11 protein-coding genes and 1 tRNA gene are annotated in these 17985 nt (G+C 73.7%); 8 read left to right on the top strand and 4 right to left on the bottom strand.

Annotation, left to right across the window (positions count from 1 at the left end):
• Nucleotides 1-833 precede the first annotated feature (833 nt).
• From RM555_RS09910 to RM555_RS09920, 3 genes are all read left to right on the top strand, one after another.
• The gene (locus RM555_RS09910; protein WP_311411471.1) at nt 834-1691 is read left to right on the top strand and encodes a universal stress protein; all 858 of its coding nucleotides are present in this window, start codon (nt 834-836) and stop codon (nt 1689-1691) included.
• A 96-nt stretch (nt 1692-1787) separates the two neighbouring features.
• A complete protein-coding gene (locus tag RM555_RS09915; RefSeq protein ID WP_311411472.1) occupies nt 1788-4190 on the top strand; it encodes a phosphoketolase family protein in 2403 nt (800 codons plus the stop codon).
• Between the two features lie 109 nt (nt 4191-4299).
• Complete coding sequence (locus RM555_RS09920; RefSeq protein ID WP_311411473.1) at nt 4300-5172, top strand: universal stress protein; 873 nt, start codon at nt 4300-4302, stop codon at nt 5170-5172.
• 102 nt (nt 5173-5274) lie between these two features.
• On the opposite strand, the gene RM555_RS09925 is transcribed toward RM555_RS09920, so the two are convergent.
• A complete protein-coding gene (locus RM555_RS09925; protein WP_311411474.1) occupies nt 5275-7617 on the bottom strand; it encodes a heavy metal translocating P-type ATPase in 2343 nt (780 codons plus the stop codon).
• A 190-nt stretch (nt 7618-7807) separates the two neighbouring features.
• On the opposite strand from RM555_RS09925, the gene RM555_RS09930 reads away from it, so the two are divergent.
• Both RM555_RS09930 and RM555_RS09935 read left to right on the top strand, forming a co-directional pair.
• Nucleotides 7808-8818, top strand: coding sequence for an Acg family FMN-binding oxidoreductase (locus RM555_RS09930; protein ID WP_311411475.1), 1011 nt, complete (start codon nt 7808-7810; stop codon nt 8816-8818).
• Between the two features lie 143 nt (nt 8819-8961).
• The gene (locus RM555_RS09935) at nt 8962-10593 is read left to right on the top strand and encodes a sensor histidine kinase (RefSeq protein WP_311411527.1); all 1632 of its coding nucleotides are present in this window, start codon (nt 8962-8964) and stop codon (nt 10591-10593) included.
• Nucleotides 10594-10624: 31 nt separating this feature from the next.
• Here the strand turns inward: RM555_RS09935 and RM555_RS09940 are convergent, their stop codons facing one another.
• The gene (locus RM555_RS09940; RefSeq protein WP_132233210.1) at nt 10625-11263 is read right to left on the bottom strand and encodes a response regulator; all 639 of its coding nucleotides are present in this window, start codon (nt 11261-11263) and stop codon (nt 10625-10627) included.
• A 281-nt stretch (nt 11264-11544) separates the two neighbouring features.
• Between RM555_RS09940 and RM555_RS09945 the strand changes: the two genes are divergently transcribed.
• On the top strand, nt 11545-12519 hold the full coding sequence (locus RM555_RS09945) for an Acg family FMN-binding oxidoreductase (RefSeq protein WP_311411476.1): 975 nt from the start codon (nt 11545-11547) through the stop codon (nt 12517-12519).
• Nucleotides 12520-12555: 36 nt separating this feature from the next.
• On the opposite strand, the gene RM555_RS09950 is transcribed toward RM555_RS09945, so the two are convergent.
• On the bottom strand, nt 12556-13557 hold the full coding sequence (locus tag RM555_RS09950; RefSeq protein ID WP_311411477.1) for an NAD-dependent epimerase/dehydratase family protein: 1002 nt from the start codon (nt 13555-13557) through the stop codon (nt 12556-12558).
• A 280-nt stretch (nt 13558-13837) separates the two neighbouring features.
• Between RM555_RS09950 and RM555_RS09955 the strand changes: the two genes are divergently transcribed.
• A complete protein-coding gene (locus RM555_RS09955; protein ID WP_311411478.1) occupies nt 13838-14212 on the top strand; it encodes a hypothetical protein in 375 nt (124 codons plus the stop codon).
• Nucleotides 14212-17778 (top strand): AAA domain-containing protein, encoded by a 3567-nt coding sequence (locus RM555_RS09960; protein ID WP_311411479.1) that lies wholly within the window; start codon nt 14212-14214, stop codon nt 17776-17778. The genes RM555_RS09955 and RM555_RS09960 overlap by 1 nt, the downstream gene beginning before the upstream one ends.
• An 87-nt stretch (nt 17779-17865) precedes the next feature.
• Here the strand turns inward: RM555_RS09960 and RM555_RS09965 are convergent.
• Nucleotides 17866-17940, bottom strand: a tRNA-Val gene (locus tag RM555_RS09965).
• Nucleotides 17941-17985 lie beyond the last annotated feature (45 nt).

The following is a 17985-nucleotide window of genomic DNA, read 5'->3' on the forward strand; positions in this document are numbered from 1 at the left end:
TCGCGTTGGCCGAACCATGTGTAACCACCGCCGGCCCGCCATCATTCCGGGGGGCCCGGGCCCGCCGTCTGTCGGGGCGGCGTGACCTCGGCGGCGTGGTCTTGCTCGGTCGTACGCAGGGTGTAACGACCCCGCCCCCGCCACGATTCCGCCCCCACGATGCCCCCGGTCACACCCCCAAACCACACAGCCGGCACCGACACGCCAACCACTGACGACTCACCGGCTCAAGCCGCCCCCGGACAGCCACCACTAAACCGGACACCCGGTCACACCCGGGCCCAGGGTTAGCGACTCCCGGCTCACCTTGCTCAGCCAACTCACCAAGGCTCATCGGGCTCGTCGGGCTCATCCGAGTGAGTCGGGTGAGCCGAGTGAGTCGGGTCCTCCGGTCACTCGGGTCACTCGAGTCACTGCGGTCACCGGATCGCCTCGGACAACGGGTCACCGAGGCACCGGTGGAGATCTTGGTACGAGAGGGCCCCTGGAGGGGCCATTTCCTGCCAAGATCTCCGGCAGGAGCCCGGCGAACGGACGCGAGAGTAGGCACCGACGGGGTGTGGCCCCCCCGGGCCCCGGATCAAGCCTGACCGCCCGGAGCCGGGCACGGCGGGCCACACCCCCACCACGACGCACCGCACCCACCCGACGCACCGCACAACCACCCCGCGCACCGCACCCACCGCACCTCACACCCCCGAGCACCGGCCGACCCCGCAGACACCCAGCCCGAAGCCCCGCCCCACCGTCGCCCGCGATCCCGCCCCACCGTGCTACCGGCGCGACTAGCCTCGACAGGAGGGTCGGGCGCGACGCCTGCGGAGGTGATTCGGATGGCCGCACCCACCGACGCGGCGGTGCTGGTCGGGCTCGGCACGGAGCGCAACCTGCCCGTGGTCAGGCTGGCCGCGCAGGAGGCCGCCGCGCACAACCGCCCGCTGTGCCTGCTGCACGCGTTCAACTGGGCGGCCGCGCTGCAAGCGCCGTCGGTCGCGGGACCACGCGCGGACGCCGAGGAGCTGATGTCCCGGGCCACGGAGATCGCCGCCGAGGTCGAGCCGGGGCTGTCGGTGGACGGCGAGATCGTCGAAGGTGCCCTCGTCGACACCCTGGTCCGCCGGTCGGAGACGGCGTTCCTGCTCGCCGTCGGAGACGGCGGCATGGCGACCAGCGGCGAGTGCGTGTCGGTCGACACGCCCACGGTGCAGGTCGCCGCCCGCGCCGGCTGCCCGGTGCTGGTGGTCCGTCGGGAACCGCCCCCGCAGGGGCCGGTGCTGGTCGGGGTGGACGGCTCCGACAGCTCGCAGGCCGCGTTGGAGTGGGCGTTCGAGTGCGCGGCCCGACGGAAGGCGCGGCTGTCGGCGGTCCGCGTCGTCGAGTCGGAGCAGGGCGCGGAGGATGCCGAGCTGCTCCTCGGGTTGGTGGCGCGGTCGGCGCGCCGGTTCCCGTCGGTGGCCGCGGAGTGCCACACGATCCGCGGCGACCCCGGCCGTGTCCTGGTGGAGCAGTCCCGTTCGGCGCAGGTGGTGCTTGTCGCCGCCCGGGGCGACGAGCCGTGGCGGGGCATGCTCGGCGCGGTGAGTCAGGCGCTGCTCTACCACTCCCCCGCGCCGCTGATCGTCGTGCGCGGGCTGACGGGGATTCCGGGGAACGGGCACGACGCCCAGCGCCCACGGGACCAACGGCCCTGATCCACACCGGTGTCGACCGGCGATGCTGAGGCCGGCCCGGACGAATCCGCGCTCCGAGGATGCAGGATTCCCCTACCCGCGAGAGGCTCATGCAGTATGGACACCGCTCTCGACCTGCACAGCCCCCTGACCGATGACGAGCTGCGCCGGCTGGACGCCTACTGGCGGGCGGCGAACTACCTGACCGTCGGGCAGATCTACCTGCTGGACAATCCGCTGCTGCGCGAGCCGCTGGCCCCCGAGCACGTCAAGCCGCGCCTGCTCGGCCACTGGGGCACCAGTCCCGGCCTGAACCTGCTCTACGCCCACCTCAACCGGGTCATCGTCGCCCGTGACCTGTCCGCCCTGTTCGTCACCGGCCCCGGTCACGGCGGCCCGGCGATCGTCGCCAACACCTGGCTGGAGGGCACCTGGAGCGAGGTGTACCACCACATCGGCCGCGACGAGGCCGGCATGGCCGGGCTGTTCCGCCAGTTCTCGTTCCCCGGCGGCATCCCAAGCCACGTGGCGGCGGAGGTGCCGGGTTCGATCCACGAGGGCGGCGAGCTGGGGTACGCGCTCAGCCACGCCTACGGCGCGGCGTTCGACAACCCGGACCTGCTGGTGGCCTGCGTCATCGGCGACGGGGAGGCGGAGACCGGCCCACTGGCGGGAAGCTGGCTCTCCAACGTCTTCCTCAACCCGGCGCGCGACGGCGCGGTGCTGCCGATCCTGCACCTCAACGGCTACAAGATCGCCAACCCGACGGTGCTGGACCGCATCCCCGAGGACGATCTGCTGGCCATGATGCGCGGCTTCGGCTACGAGCCGTACGTGGTCGCCGGTGACGACCCGGCGACGGTGCACCAGGCGCTCGCCGGCACGCTGGACCGGGCGCTGGACGAGATCGCCGCCATCCAGCGGCGGGCCCGCTCGGGCGGCGCCGTCGAGCGCCCCCGCTGGCCGATGATCGTCCTGCGTACGCCGAAGGGCTGGACGGGGCCGCACGACGTCGACGGCAAGCAGGTCGAGGGCACCTACCGCGCGCACCAGGTGCCGCTGTCCGAGGTACGCAAGAACCCGGAGCACCTGGCGGAGCTGGAGCGCTGGCTGCGCAGCTACCGGCCGGAGGAGCTCTTCGACGCCACCGGCGCCCCGGTCGCCGAGCTGGCCGCGCTGCCGCCCCGGGGCGAACGCCGGATGAGCGCCAACCCGGTCACCAACGGCGGGCTGGTGCTGCGTGACCTGGCGTTGCCGGACTTCCGCGAGTACGCCGTCGACGTGCAGCGGCCCGGCGAGACCGTGGCCGGCGCGACCGGGGCCCTCGGCCCCTGGGTACGCGACGTGATCACCGCCAACCCGCAGACCTTCCGCCTCTTCGGCCCGGACGAGGTGGCCTCGAACCGGCTCGGCGCGGCGTTCGAGGTCACCGGCCGGGCCTGGATGGCCGGCACCGTGCCCGGCGACGAGCACCTCTCCGCCGACGGGCGGGTGATGGAGGTCCTCTCCGAGCATCTCTGCCAGGGCTGGCTGGAGGGCTACCTGCTGACCGGCCGGCACGGCATCTTCACCAGCTACGAGGCGTTCATCCACATCGTCGACTCCATGGTCAACCAGCACGCCAAGTGGCTGAAGGTGACCCGGGGCATCCCGTGGCGCAGTCCGGTCGCCTCGCTGAACTACCTGCTCTCCAGCCACGTGTGGCGCCAGGACCACAACGGCTTCTCGCACCAGGACCCGGGCTTCATCGACCACGTGATGAACAAGAAGGCCGAGGTGGTACGCGTCTACCTGCCGCCGGACGCCAACACCCTGCTCTCCACGATGGACCACTGCCTGCGCAGCCGGCACTACATCAACGTGGTGGTGGCCGGTAAGCAGCCCGCCCCGAACTGGCTGTCGATGGACGAGGCCGTCCAGCACTGCCGGCGCGGCATCGGGATCTGGGACTGGGCCAGCACGGACGCCGGCAGCGAGCCGGACGTGGTGCTCGCCTGCGCCGGGGACGTGCCGACGCTGGAGACGCTGGCCGCCGCGGACCTGCTCCACCGGCACCTGCCGGAGCTGAAGGTACGGGTCGTCAACGTGGTCGACCTGATGCGCCTGCAACCGCCGACGGAGCACCCGCACGGGCTTTCGGACAAGGAGTTCGACACGATCTTCACGCGGGACAGGCAGGTCATCTTCGCGTACCACGGCTATCCGTGGCTCATCCACCGGCTGACCTACCGGCGGACCAACCACGAGAACCTGCACGTACGCGGCTACAAGGAGGAGGGCACCACCACCACGCCGTTCGACATGGTGATGCTCAACGACCTGGACCGCTTCCATTTGGTCATCGACGTCATCGACCGGGTGCCGGGGCTGGCCGACCGGGCCGCCCACCTGCGGCAGGAGATGGTCGACGCGCGCCAGTCCTGCCGGGACTACACCCGCGAACACGGCGAGGACGACCCCCGGGTCGCGGAGTGGCGCTGGGTCCGCGAGACGGACCCGGGACTCCGGGGGGACCAGTGAGCGCGGGAAGTGAGCCTGCGAGCCCCGCAATCGCGAACGAAAGGCCAGCACCAGTGAGCGCGAGGAGTCACGTGGTGAGCCCCGCGGTCGCGAACGAGAGGTGGATCCGATGAGCGGCAACGAGATCCTGGTCGGCTACGACGGCTCCGCCGACGCCGGCGCGGCGCTGGAGTGGGCGCTGGAGGAGGCCGGTCGCAGCGGACGGCCGGTGCGGTTGGCGTACGTCTTCGAGTGGCTCACCGTGGCCGGCTGGATCGGTCCCGGCATCGCGCCCGGCGTCTGGCCGGACGAGACGGCCCGGCGGCAGGTCGAGGAGCTGGTCCGCAAGGCGGCGGCGGACGCGTCCGCCGCGCACCCGGAGCTGACGGTGACCGGTGAGGTGTTCGACGGGCCGCCCGCGCTGGTGCTCCAGGAACGCTCGGCGCAGGCGGACCTGCTGGTGCTGGGCACCCGGGGGCACGGCGGCTTCGGCGGGCTGCTCGTGGGCTCCACCGCCGTCGCGGTCACCGCCCACGCGCACTGCCCCGTGGTGGTGATCCGCGGCGAGGCCGCCGCTGGTGGCCGGAGCGGGCACATCCTGGTCGGCGTGGACGGCTCCGAGTGTTCGCTGCTCGCGCTGGGCTTCGCGTTCGAGCAGGCAGCGGCCCGACGGGTGCCCCTGCGCGTGGTGCGGGCCTGGCACGCGCCCGCCGGTCAGCGCCCGCCGGCGGGTCCCGAGGCGCGGGAGGCCTCGGCGGCCGACCGGGCCGAGCTGGACGAGCCGCTCGCCCGGTGGGGCGCGACGTTCCCCGACGTGGCCGTCACCGTGGAGGTGACGGAGGGCAGCGCCGCGTCCCTGCTGGTCGACGCCAGCCGCGACGCGCGTCTGGTGGTGGTCGGCACCCGCGGCCGGGGCGGCCTGAAGGGGATGCTGCTCGGCTCGGTCAGCCAGCAGCTCATCCAGCACGCGCACTGCCCGGTGGCGGTCGTCCGGGAACGCTGAGGGGTTAGGAAGGGCCCCCTGCTATCGCATTTTGATGTGCAGGGGGCCCTTCCTTGCACGCAGCACCAGCCGCCGGCTACGCACGACGCCCCGACGGGGCGGTCACCGGCTCTCGGCCGGTTCCGCCGGGTTGAGCGAGAAGTAGTCCTCCTCCTCCTGGGCGAGGTGCAGCCGCAGGACGGCCGCCAGGCCGTAGAGGGCGGCGAGCAGGTCGGTGAGCTGATCCCGGCGCAGCGGGCCGTCGCCGGCCTGCGCGAGGTGGGCGCCGATCCGGTCCACCAGCCGCCGGATCTCCACGTGGGCGCGGCTCATCGTCGAGGTCGCCTCGGCGCTGCCCAGCGGGTCGGCCAGCGCCGGATAGAGCTGGCGCTCCTCGGCCGCCTCGTGCGGCAGCACCTGGTCGACCAGCCGGCGGTGCGTCTCGCGCAGCGCCGGCAGGCACTGCGGCGCGTCCGGTGCGGTGGCGACCAGGTCGGCGGTGTCTGTCAGCGCGGCGAGCACGTCGCGGATCCCGCCGTGTTCGGCCGCGTACCGGTCGAGCAGCTCCCGGGTGCCCGGCGACACGTCGCGGCGGCGCAGCCCGCCCCCGAGGGCGCGCAGCGCGTTGAGGATCACCAGCACGTCGATGCCCTCCTGGAGGAACGCCCCGGCGACCGGCGGGAGCCAACCCACGGCGGCGGCCAGCATCGCCAGCACCGCGAGGCCCATCCCCACGCTGGCGCTCTGCACCGCGATCCTGCGGGCGTACCGGGCGATCTCCACCGCGTCGGCGAGCCGGTCCAGCCGGTCGACGGTGAGCACCGCGTCGGCGACGTCGGCCGAGGCGGTCGCCCCGGTGGCGCCCATGGCCACGCCGACGTGCGCCTCGGCGAGGGCGGGGGCGTCGTTCACCCCGTCGCCGACCATTACGGTGACGGCCCGGCCCGCCTCCTCACGTACGCGGGTCGCCTTCTCCGCGGGCGCGCACCGGGCCACCACGTCGTCGACGCCCACCACCCCCGCCACCTGGGCGGCGACGTCGGGCCGGTCCCCGGTGACCATCACGATGCGCCGCAGCCCCGCCTCGCGCAGCCGGCGCACGGTGCGGCGCGCGTCGGGGCGTACCGGGTCCTCCAGCAGGATCGCCCCGAGCGGGTCCCGCTCGCCGCTGACCCAGACCACCGAGCGGCCGGCCAGCTCGGCTCGGGACCGGGCGCTCCCCGCCCAGTCGGGCAGGTCACCGTCGAGCTGGCCGACCCGCACCTGCCGCCCGTCGACCGACCCGCGTACGCCCCGGCCCGGCTCCTCGGTCACCCCCGCCGGCTCGGTCAGCGACAGGCCCCGCTCGCGCGCCTGCGCCACCAGCGCGCGGGCCAGCACGTGCGGGGAGAGCTGCTCGACCGAGGCGGCGAGACGCAGCACGTCGTCGCGGTCGCCGCCGGGGGCGGCCACGACCTCGGCGGCGCGGGGGCGGCCGGCCGTCAGTGTGCCGGTCTTGTCGACCAGCAGGGTGCGGGCCCGGCCGAGCAGCTCCAGCGAGCCGCCGTCGCGCACCAGCACCCCGCGCCGGGCGGTACGCGACAGCCCGGACACGATCGCGATGGGGGTGGCCAGCAGCAGCGGACACGGGGTGGCGACCACCAGCACGGCCACCGCCCGGACGAACTCGCCGGAGAGCAGCCAGCCCAGCCCCGCCAGGACCAGGGTGAACGGCACGAACGCGGCGGCGTACCGGTCGGCGAGGCGCACCATCGGCGCCTTGTGGGCGGTCGCCTCCTCGGCGAGCCGGACGATCCCCGCGTACGTGCTTCCCGCCGCGTCCCTCGTCGCGCGCATGCCGAAGCCGGCGCCGGCGTTGACCACGCCGCTGGCGACCTGCTCGCCGGCCGCGCGCCGCACCAGCCGCGACTCGCCCGTCACCACCGACTCGTCGAGGGTCACCGGCTCGTCGACCTGCCCGTCGACCGGCACCACGTCGCCCGGCCCGACCAGCAGCCGGTCCCCCGCCGCCACCCGGTCCAGCGGCACCTCCTCGACGCTCCCGCCCGGGCCGCGCCGCCGGGCGGTGCGGGGGGCGCGGGCGAGCAGCGCCCGCAGGTCCCGGGTCGCCCTGCCCTGGGCGTACGCCTCCAGCGCCCGCCCGGTGGCCAGCATCACCGCGATCACCGCCCCGGCCAGGTACTCGCGCACCACCAGCGCGCCGACCAGGGCCAGTACGGCGATCACGTCCACCCCGAACTGCCGGCGCCACAGCTGCCGCAGCACCGACCAGGCGGCGGGCACCAGGGCGGCCACGGTGGCGGACGCCCACACCACCTCGGCCGCGCCCCGGCGGCCGGCGAGCCACAGCACCGCCCCGGCCAGCACCAGCATCGTCACCCCGGCCAGGGGCGCCCAGAGCAGCAGGCGCGAGCGGTCCCGCCGTACCGGCTGCTCCGGCACGCACTCGCGCGGTTCCGTTCCCACCTGCGGATCGTCTCAGCGCCCACCGCGCCCGGGAGGGCATCCGCGCGAACCGGCAGGGGCGAGCTGCCCTGCCACGCGGGGACCTGCGTACCGTGCGTCGGCAGGGGGGATGACGCAGGATGGAGCGGCATCCCCGCCCGGGGCACCGTCGGGCTGGGGCACGATGGGAAGAAACGGAAAGGTCGTGACCATGAGCCACGAGACACCGGCGGCGGAGCGTCCGCTGACCACCGCACTCGCGGAGGCCGCCGCCACGGCCGGGCACGCCCCGTCGGTGCACAACAGCCAACCGTGGCGGTGGCGGGTGCTGCCGGACGCGCTGGAGCTGCGGGTGGTCCGCGATCCGAAGCTGACGGCGACCGACCCGGAGGGCCGCCTGCTGGCGTACAGCTGCGGGGCGGCGCTGCACCACGCGCGGGTCGCGCTGACCGCGGAGGGCTGGACCGCCGTGGTGGAGCGGATGCCCGACCCGACCGACCGGGACCTGCTGGCCCGGCTGACCGGAATGGCCCGCGCGGAGGCCGACCCGGAGGCCATGCGCCTGGTGCAGTGCATGCAGGTGCGGCACACCGACCGGCGCCCGGTCAGCGAGGAGCCGGTGCCGACCGCAGCTCTCGGGGAGATCGCCTCGGCGGTCGCCGCCGAGGGCTGCCAGCTCCAGTTCCTCGACCGCGACAACGTCCTGGAGCTGGCCGCGGTCGCCAGCCGCGCCGCCTCGGTGGAGGCGGAGGACTCGCAGCTGCGCGAGGAGTTGGAGTACTGGACCAGCCGGGCCGGCACCGGCACCGGCCTGCCGCCCGAGGTGCTGCCCGCGGAGGCGCCGCAGACCACCGTGCCGGCGCGCGACTTCGGCCGCCCCGGCACCCTGCCGGTCGGTCCCGGGCACGACCGGGCCGCCGTGTACGGGCTGCTCTACGGCGACGAGGACGAGCCGGACAGCTGGCTGCGCGCCGGCGAGGCGCTCTCGGCCGCCTGGCTGACCGCGACCCGGCTCGGGATCTCCGTGGTGCCGCTGAGCGGGGTGGTGGAGGTCGCGGGCACCCGGCAGACGCTGCGCGGGCTGCTGGCCGGGCTCGGCTACCCGTACCTCGTGATCCGGCTGGGGCTCGCGGACCCGGCGCACGCGGGCCCGCCGCACACCCCGCGCATGGAGGCCGCGCAGGTGGTCGACACCTCGGCGGTGCGCTCCCCCGACGCGTAGCGGGGCCGGGACCACGGCCACCGGGCGGCTACCATCGCCCGGTGGCCGCCAGCGAACCGAGTCCCCGCCCCGAACCGCACGTGACCCCCTCACTGGGGCTCAGCCCGCTGTCCCGGGTACGGCTCGACGAGCTGCTCCAGGAGATGCTGGACCGGGTCGGCGAGGTGGTGACCAGCCGGGAGCGGCTGCGTGCCCTGCTCGACGCGGTGGTCGGCATCGGCACCGACCTGGACCTGCGCAGCACCCTGCAACGGATCGTGGAGTCGGCCTGCGAGCTGGTCGGCGCCCGCTACGGCGCGCTCGGCGTGATCGGCCACGACCGCCTGCTGCACGACTTCATCACCTACGGCATCGACGCGGAGCTGCACGCCAGGATCGGTGACCTGCCCCACGGGCGGGGCGTGCTCGGCCTGCTCATCGACGACCCCCGCCCGCTGCGGATGCCCGACATCACCCGGCACCCGAATTCCTACGGGTTCCCGCCGCACCACCCGCCGATGCACAGCTTCCTCGGCGTTCCCGTGCGCATCCGCGACCATGTCTTCGGCAACCTCTACCTGGCCGAGAAGCAGGGCGGCGCGGAGTTCTCCGAGGACGACGAGGAGATCGTCGTCGCGCTCGCCGCCGCCGCCGGCGTGGCGATCGAGAACGCCCGCCTCTACGCGCTGGCCCACCGCCGGGAACGCTGGCTCGCGGCGACCGCCGAGATCACCACCGTGCTGCTGGGCGAGGTGCGCCGCACCGACGCGTTGACGCTGGTGGCGCGGCGCGCCCGCGAGGTCGCCGAGGCGGAGGTCGCCCTCGTGCTGCTCTACGACCCCGACGGCGAGAAGTTCACCGTCGAGGTGGTCGACGGGGCCGACGAGCAGGCCGACGCCCTGGTCGGCACCGCGCTGCCGGCGGCCGAGACGAGTTTCGCCGCCGCCGTCATCGAGGGCCGGCACGACCAGGTGGCGGACCTGGCCCACGCCGCGCCCTGGCCGGCGCTGCTGCGTACCGGCCCGGCGATGGTCGCGCCGCTGGCCACCGCCGACACCCTGCACGGGGTGCTGGTGATCGCGCACCGGGCCGACCGGGCGCCCGTCGCCAACGACGACGACATGGCCCTGCTGGGCAGCTTCGCCGGGCAGGCCGCCCTGGCCCTGGAGCGGGCCCGCGGGCAGGAGGAACGGGAGCTGCTGGTGGTCCTGGAGGACCGCGAGCGCATCGCCCGGGACCTGCACGACGTGGTCATCCAGCGCCTCTTCGCCACCGGCCTGCAGTTGCAGAGCGCCGCCCCGATGACGACGAAGCCGGAGGTCGCCCGGCGGATCAACGCGGCGGTCGACGACCTGGACGCCACGATCAAGGACATCCGCCGCACCATCTTCGAGCTGCGCACCCCGATGAGCGCGGCGCTGCGCACCGAGATCCGGGAGGCGATCGAGGTGGCCGCCGAGTCGCTGGGCCACCGGCCCCGCCTGGAGCTGAGCGGGCCGATCGACAGCGCCGTCCCCGACGCGGTCCGCCCCGACCTCACGGCCGTGCTGCGGGAGGCGCTCTCCAACGCCGTACGGCACGCGCAGGCCGACCGCGTGGCGGTGGCGGTGCGGGTCGAGGCGGGCCGGGTGACCGTGACCGTCACCGACGACGGGGTGGGCTGCGACCCGGCCGCCGCGCGGGGCGGCCTGGTCAACCTGCGCGAGCGCGCCGAGCGCCACGGCGGTGAGTTCGTGGTACGCCGGGCGGTGCCCCGGGGCACCGAGGTGTGCTGGTCGGTGCCGCTGCGCGACTGAGCCGCAGGCGGCGCGGCTGGGCCCGCAGGCGTCAGTGGGACTTGCCGAGGAGGCGGGTGGCGAGGACGGCCGCCTGGGTGCGGCGCTCCAGGCCCAGCTTGGCCAGCACGCTGGAGACGTAGTTCTTCACGGTCTTCTCGGCCAGGAACATCTTCCCGGCGATCTCCCGGTTGGTGAGGCCCTCGGCCACGTACTCCAGGATCCGCCGCTCCTGCTCGGTGAGTGACTTCAGCTCGCGGGGCTGCTCGACGCCGCTGCGGATGCGCTCCAGCACCCGGGTGGTGATCGCCGGGTCGAGCAGCGACTGCCCGGCCGCCACCCGCCGCACCGCGTCGACGAGGTCGGTGCCGCGGATCTGCTTCAGCACGTAGCCGGACGCGCCGGCCATGATCGCCGCGAAGAGCGCCTCGTCGTCCTCGTACGAGGTGAGGATCAGGCCCTTGATCGAGGAGTCCACGGCCCGGACGTCCCGACACACGTCGATGCCGTTGCCGTCGGGCAGCCGCGCGTCGAGGATCGCCACGTCCGGCCGCAGCGCCGGGATGCGCCGGGCCGCCTCCTGGGCGAGGCCGGACTCGCCGACCACCTCGATGTCCCCGCTGCTTTCCAGCAGGTCGGCCAGGCCACGGCGGACGACCTCGTGGTCGTCGAGCAGGAACACGCGGATCATCCCTCGTTTCTACCCGCTTCCCACCGCTTCCCGCACGGGTCGAAGGTCCCGAACCGGCAACGCCCTCGCCACCGGCGGCCCGAACCGTCCCTCCGACCAGCGGCAGGGCGGTCGAGCCGAGGTCACCGGCCCGCGACACGGCCGAAAGTCCCGCACGTGCGACGGGGCCGGTCGGGCCCGGCGGGACGGGACGTCCGGCCCTGCCCGGGCGACGCCCCGGTGACGCACCGTGGAGACGTACCACCCGCCGGCGCACGATCTGCCACGGAAGGAGCACGACCATGGACACCCGCTTCGCCGTCGAGCAGCTACGGGCCGCCGCCACCGACGCCGTACGCGCCCCGTCGCTGCACAACACCCAGCCGTGGCGGTTCCGGCTGCGCGACGGCGGCATCGAGGTGCTGGTCGACCCGGACCGGCGGCTGCCGGCCACCGACCCCACCGGCTGGGGCGTACGGATCGCCTGCGGGGCGGCGCTGTTCAACCTGCGGCTCGCCCTGGCCGTTGCCGGCACCCCGGCGACGGTGCGGCTGCGCCCCTACCCGGCCGAGCCGGACGTGGTGGCGCGGCTGGTGCCGGACGTGCCGCGCCGCCCCACCCCCGCCGAGCAGGCCCTGCACGCCGCCATCCCCCGCCGGTTCAGCAACCGCGCGCCGTTCTGGCCCGACCCGGTACCCGCCGACGCCCGCTGGCGCCTCACCGAGGCGGCCCGCGCCGAGCAGTGCTGGCTGGAACTGGTGGTCGGTGTCAGCGCGGTGAACGCGTTCGGCGAACTCGCCCGCAGCTCCCACCGGGTGCTGGAGCGGAGCCCGCAGTACCGGGCCGAACGCCAGGAGTGGGTACGCTCCACGCCCGCCCCGGACGGCATTCCGGCCGCGTCCGGCGGCCCGCAGGGCGAGCCGCAGGACCTGCTGCCGTCGCGGGGCTTCGGCGGCCTCGACCGGGCGCCCGGGCGGGACTTCGAACCCGAGCCGCTGGTGGCGGTGCTCGGCTCGCCCGGCAACACGGCCGTCGACCAGGTCGTCGCCGGGCAGGCGTTGCAGCGGGTACTGCTGACCGCTACGGACTCGGGGCTGGCGGCGTCGATGCTGTCCCAGCCGATCGAGGTGCCGTCGGCACGCGAGCAGCTGCGGCTGTCGCTGGGGCGCTTCGGCACCCCGCAGATGGTGCTGCGCGTCGGCTACGGTCAGCCGGGCTGGCCGACCCCGCGCCGCGACGTGGACGAGGTGCTCGACCTGCCGGTCACCCGGTCCTGACCGGCAGGTCGAGCCGGGACACTCCGTTCGACCGGCTCAGGCGCCCGTCGCGGAGAGCAGCGCCGCCTCCCGGTCGGGGTCGAGCCCGACGGGGGCGCGCTGCGGGCGGCCCGCCCGGGGCGGGACGGTGCCCACCTCCCGCAGCCACGCCCAGGTGTCGGCGACCGTCCCGGTCACCGGGCGGCAGGTCAGCCCGGCCGCGTACGCGCGCTCGACGCCGCGCTCCTGCACCCAGCGGTACTCGTGCCCGGCCGGAACCCAGATCGGCAGGTCGTTCCACGGCTCCACGCCGGCGGCCAGGATCGGTCCCGGGTCGGTCCAGCGCAGTCGGGCGTCGGCGCCGGTGGCCGCGACGCAGGCGTCGAGCAGCTCCCCCATCGTCGCGTGCCCGGGGCGGCTCACCGCGTTGAACGTCCCGCCCGGGCCCGCCGCGCCCAGGTCCAGCATCCAGCCCGCCAGGTCCCGCACGTCGATGTACTGCACCGGCAGGTCGACCGGGCCCGGCGCCAGCACGTCCCCGCCCCGCGCGATGCGCGTCAGCCACCAGGGCAGCCGGCCGATGTCCTCCCCCGGCCCGAGGATCAGCCCGGCCCGGGCGATCAGCGCCCGCTCGCCGAACGTCTCCCGCACGGCCCGCTCGGCGCCGGCCTTGTTGGCCGGGTAGCCGCCCTCGTCGGCGTCCGGCTCCGAGTCCACCACCGGCGCGTCCTCGCCCACCCCGGTGGCGACGGGCCGCGCGTAGACGGAGCCGCTGGAGACGTAGACGTACCGGCCGACCCGGTCGACCAGCGCGCGGGCGGCGTCGCGCGCCGCGCGGGGCGCGCCGTCCCAGGTGTCGACCACCAGGTCCCACTCGCCGTCCGCGAGCGCCGCCAGGCCGCCGGGCGCGGTCCGGTCACCCCGCAACCGGCGTACGCCCTCCGGCGTCGCGCCGTGCAGCCCCCGGTTGAACACGGTCACCGCCCAACCCCGCCGTACGCCCTCGGCGACCGTCGCGCCGCCCACGAATCCCGTTCCGCCCAGCACCAGCAGCCTCATGCGCTCCACTGTGCCCGCTCGGGGCGTTGCTCCGGTCCCGTGTTCACGGTCAGCGGATCTGCCCACGGCAGAACCCCGGCCGGACGGCACCGGTCGACGTGGACGGCGGATGCCGCTGGCCGGTGCAGGAAGAGGCGTGCCAGCGCGCGCATCCCGCTCGCCCCCCGACAGGGCAGGACCGCCCACGACGCCCCGTCGGGAACCCGACACGTCCTCCCTCGCCGCGCCGTCATTCCGTAGCGTTCCGGGTGCTTTCGGATTGGGTCTGGGGGAGGCGCGGGTGTCCGAGGTCGTCGTTGAGGTCAGTTTCACGCCGCTGCCGGAGGACGACGATTTCGTCCTCGACCAGCTGACTGACGAACTCGTGGAGGACCTGGGCGACATCGGCGAGGTGCGGCGGCTCGAGGCGCCCACCGGTCCTGACAGCAAGGGCGTCGGCGAGATGGTACTGGCCACCGTGGGCGTGGTCGCCGGCACCGATCCGGGCTACGCGCAGGCGCTCGTGGACCTGGTGGTCGGCTTCCTCAACCGCAATCAGGGTCGCCGGGCACACCTGAAGATCGGTGCCGTCGAGCTGACCATCGACCAGGCGACCAAGGCGGAGACCGCCCAGCTGATCGACCTCGTCCGTGATGCGGTCGAGCATTCCCGCTGATGGGTCGGCATGCTCTGGTGCTCGGCACGGCGACCTATGACGCCGCCTCGAAGCTCACCGCGCTGCCCGGCGTCCGGCAGGACGTCGAACAGGTGAGGACCGTGCTGGACAGCGACGGCGACTTCGACAGCGTTGACGCCCACGTCGACCTGCCCGCGGCGCGCATGAAGCAGGTCGTCGAGGAGTTCTACGGCGCTCGGCGCACCGGTGATCTCGCCCTCTTCTACTACTCCGGCCACGGCATCCAGCACGACGACCGGCAATCCCTCTTCTTCGGCACCATCGACACCGAGACGACTCTCCTGCACACCACGGCGTTCGATGTCGAGGGCGTCCTCCGGCACATGCTCAACCACACGAAGGCCAGCCAGAAGGTGGTCCTGCTGGACTGCTGCTTCTCGGGCTCGTTCACCGCCCGGCACCGGTTCAGCGCCGGCGTACGCCAGGAGCCCCGGCGTCTCAAGCGCGAGCGTGGCACGTTCATGCTCCAGTCGAGCAGCCACCTGAAGGCGTCGAAGGCGCAGGGCCCGGACCGGCCCTCGGTCTTCACCGAGGTCCTGCTCACCGGTCTCCGCGGTGCGGCTCGGGCGACCGCGGAGGACGGCTGGATCACCGCGAGCGACCTCTCCCGGTATGCGATGACGGAGATGTCACGTCGCCGGGAGGAGAAGCCGGTCGAGTCGAGCGAAGGTGTCACCGACCCGATCCCGCTGGTCGCGGGGTCGGACGAACGGCCACAGCGGAGCCCGGGTGTACGGAGGGACGAGCCGGAGGACGCGCCCTTCGACACCGACCGGTGGCGTCGTCTGCTCAACTACCACGTCGCCTGCCTGCGACGCTCCGCCGTCCTGCAGTTCTTCGTGAACCTGGCGCACAAGGACTCGTACCTCGCTGCGCCCCCGGGCCGGGAGATCATGCTTTCGGCCACCGAGCCGGTCCCACTCAAGGAGCGCGGCCAGCGGCTGGCCGGGCTGGCCGAGGCTGGTGGCCGCTCCCTCCAGTACGGCTACCCGGTCGTGGCGCTGCAGCAGAAGGGCACCCGGCAGGTACGACTGGCGCCCCTGCTCGTCTCGGACCTGACCGTGGGGGACGACGGGCTGGCGCACCCGGCGCCGCCGCAGCCCAGTCCAGCCCTGATCGACCACTTCCAGCTGGCCGCGGTCGAGGCGGACGAACTGCGGCAGGCAGTGGCCGAACGACTCGTCCCCGGCGAGCACAAGTCCCTCGCCGAGGTGGCCGATCTGGTGGCGAACACGTTCGGTCTGAAGCCGGTGGCCGCCCTCGACCCGGAGAATCTGGTCGGGATGGTCAACCGCGGGCCCGTCAATCGGGTGCAGAACGCCGGGATGCTGTTCGCCGCGGGCAGCACGGAGTCCCCTGAGCGACAGCTGATCGAGGACCTGCAGGACATCGTCAAGAACGCGGGAAAGATCGCATCGACCGCACTCGGTACGTTGTCGAGCGGTGTCGTGACCGGGGCGGATGAGCAGGATGCCGACGTCCTGACGGTGGCGTTGAGTTCGGTCAACGAGACTCAGGAGGACATCATCCGGGCGGCGATGAGCCGGCCCCTGACTGTCGCGCAGGGGCCGCCCGGAACCGGCAAGAGCCAACTGGTGACCGCATTGCTGGCGACCGCCACGGCCGCCGGGCAGAGCGTGCTGATCGGCTCGACCAACAACCGGGCTGTCGATGAGGTCGTCGAGCGGGTCACCGGCATGGTCGGCCCGGGACTGGTGTTGCGTACCGGGAACAAGGAGTACCGGCAGCAGGAGCCGCAGTACCTCGCCGAGGTGATGCGGGCATGGCCGCCGCCGGTGCCGGCGGCCGACGGGCCGGCCAACGAGTTACGACTCGTCGCGCAGGAGATCACGCGGTTACGCGAGGATCTCGACCAGCGTCGCCGGCTTGAACGGGACCTCGCCGACCTCGCATTCGAACGGGACCGTTCACTCGCCGACACCGACGACGCCATCCTGGCCAAGCTGGTCGACGTCACCGACCGGGCACTGACAAGCCGATGGTTCGGGTGGTGGTATCGCAGGCGACTGCGGTCGCGAGGCGTGTTCGACCGGGATGCGATCACCGCCCTCGGCGAACAGGCGGTCATCGAGCAGTGTTGGCGCGAGCGACGCCAACGACTCCGGTCCCGGCCGGGCGCCGCCGAAGAAGTCTGGGAGCGGCTACGGGCTCTGCAGCACGACACCAGACCCGAGCACAGCGACCAACTACTGCGTGCGCAGATCGCCGCCCGGGTGGCCGGCAACACGACCCTGCTCCGCAACCGCGCCGACGAGATGGCCAAGCCGGAAGCAAGGAGCTGGGCCTACATGAGCGAGCTTCTCGCCGTGCTACCGGGCTGGGCCGTCACCGCGATGTCGGCGCGCCGGCTGCTGCCCGGAGCGGGGCTGTTCGACCTGGTGATCATCGATGAGGCCGCCCAGTGCACCGTCGCTGCCGTCCTGCCGATGCTCTACCGGGCGAAACGCGCCCTGATCATCGGCGACCCGCGGCAACTCACACCGGTCGTCGAGCTCTCCGACACCGACGACCGGGGCGAGCAGGCCCGCGCCGGGCTCGGACACGAGTGGCTGACCAGCCGGCGGCTCACCCACCGGAACCACTCGGCGTACGAGGCGTTCGCGACCGCGGCGGGCAGCACCATCCTGCTCGACGAGCACTACCGCTGCCACCCGGAGATCATCGACGCTCCGAACCGGGTCGTCTACCAGAACCGGCTGACGGTTCTCACCGACCCGGCCCGGCTGGCCGCACCGGCCGAGTCCGCCACCCGCTGGGTGGACGTGTCCGGCCGCTTCATCCGAGGCGCCACAGGTTCCGGTCGCAACGCCGACGAGGTTCACGCCGTGGTGGGCGAGGTCCAGCGGCTGCGCAAGGAGTACCCGGGCGTCACGATCGGCGTGGTGACCCCACTGGCCGAGCAGCAGCGGATCCTGGACCGCGCGCTCCAGGACGCCGGCCTCGCCGACGACCTGCGGTGCGCGACCATCCACAAGTTTCAGGGCAGCGAGAAGGACATCATGGTCGTCTCGCCCGTCGGCGCTCACGGCATCAGCGAGCGCACCCGTGGCTGGCTCGTCGAGCAGACGAACCTGTGGAACGTGGCGATCACCCGCGCCAGGTCCCAGCTGATCGTCGTGGGTGACCGTTCGTGGTGGTCCGGGCAACGCGGACTGCTGGCCGATCTCGCCAGCCCGCCCGCGCCGACGGCCACGGGCGCCGGCGTCGACGCGCGACCGGTCGACCAACTGATCGCCGGTCTACGCGACGCCGGGCTGACAGTGCGGTGGGGCACGCCGCTGCCGGGTTATCCGGTCGACCTCACGCTCAGCCTTCGCGACAAGAGCCTGGCGGTGCTGGTCGACGATCCCGAGGGTGACCCGGACGGTAGGCCGCTACGTCGGATCCTGAGCAGGCTCGACATCATCGCCGCGGCCACGGAGGTCAGGCGGGTACCGGCCTGGCGCTGTCTCGCCGAACCGGAACAGGTGGTGAAGGAACTGCGCGACGCAGTCGAGGAAGGCACGCGCAAGGGCGACGCGTGATCACCGTTCCACTTCGCCGCCAGGCGGCGCACCCGGATACGCCGGTACAGATTCCCGCGCCATCGCCGGTCAGCAGGGAAGACAAGCTGGTGGGCGATACTGGGTTTGAACCAGTGACCTCTTCCGTGTCAAGGAAGCGCGCTCCCACTGCGCCAATCGCCCGGGGGTGACCGCCCGATCCGGCAGGCCGGATCACGAGGGGCGGAT

Origin of the sequence: Micromonospora reichwaldensis, from assembly GCF_031845925.1 — a bacterium.
GTDB lineage: Bacteria > Actinomycetota > Actinomycetes > Mycobacteriales > Micromonosporaceae > Micromonospora > Micromonospora reichwaldensis.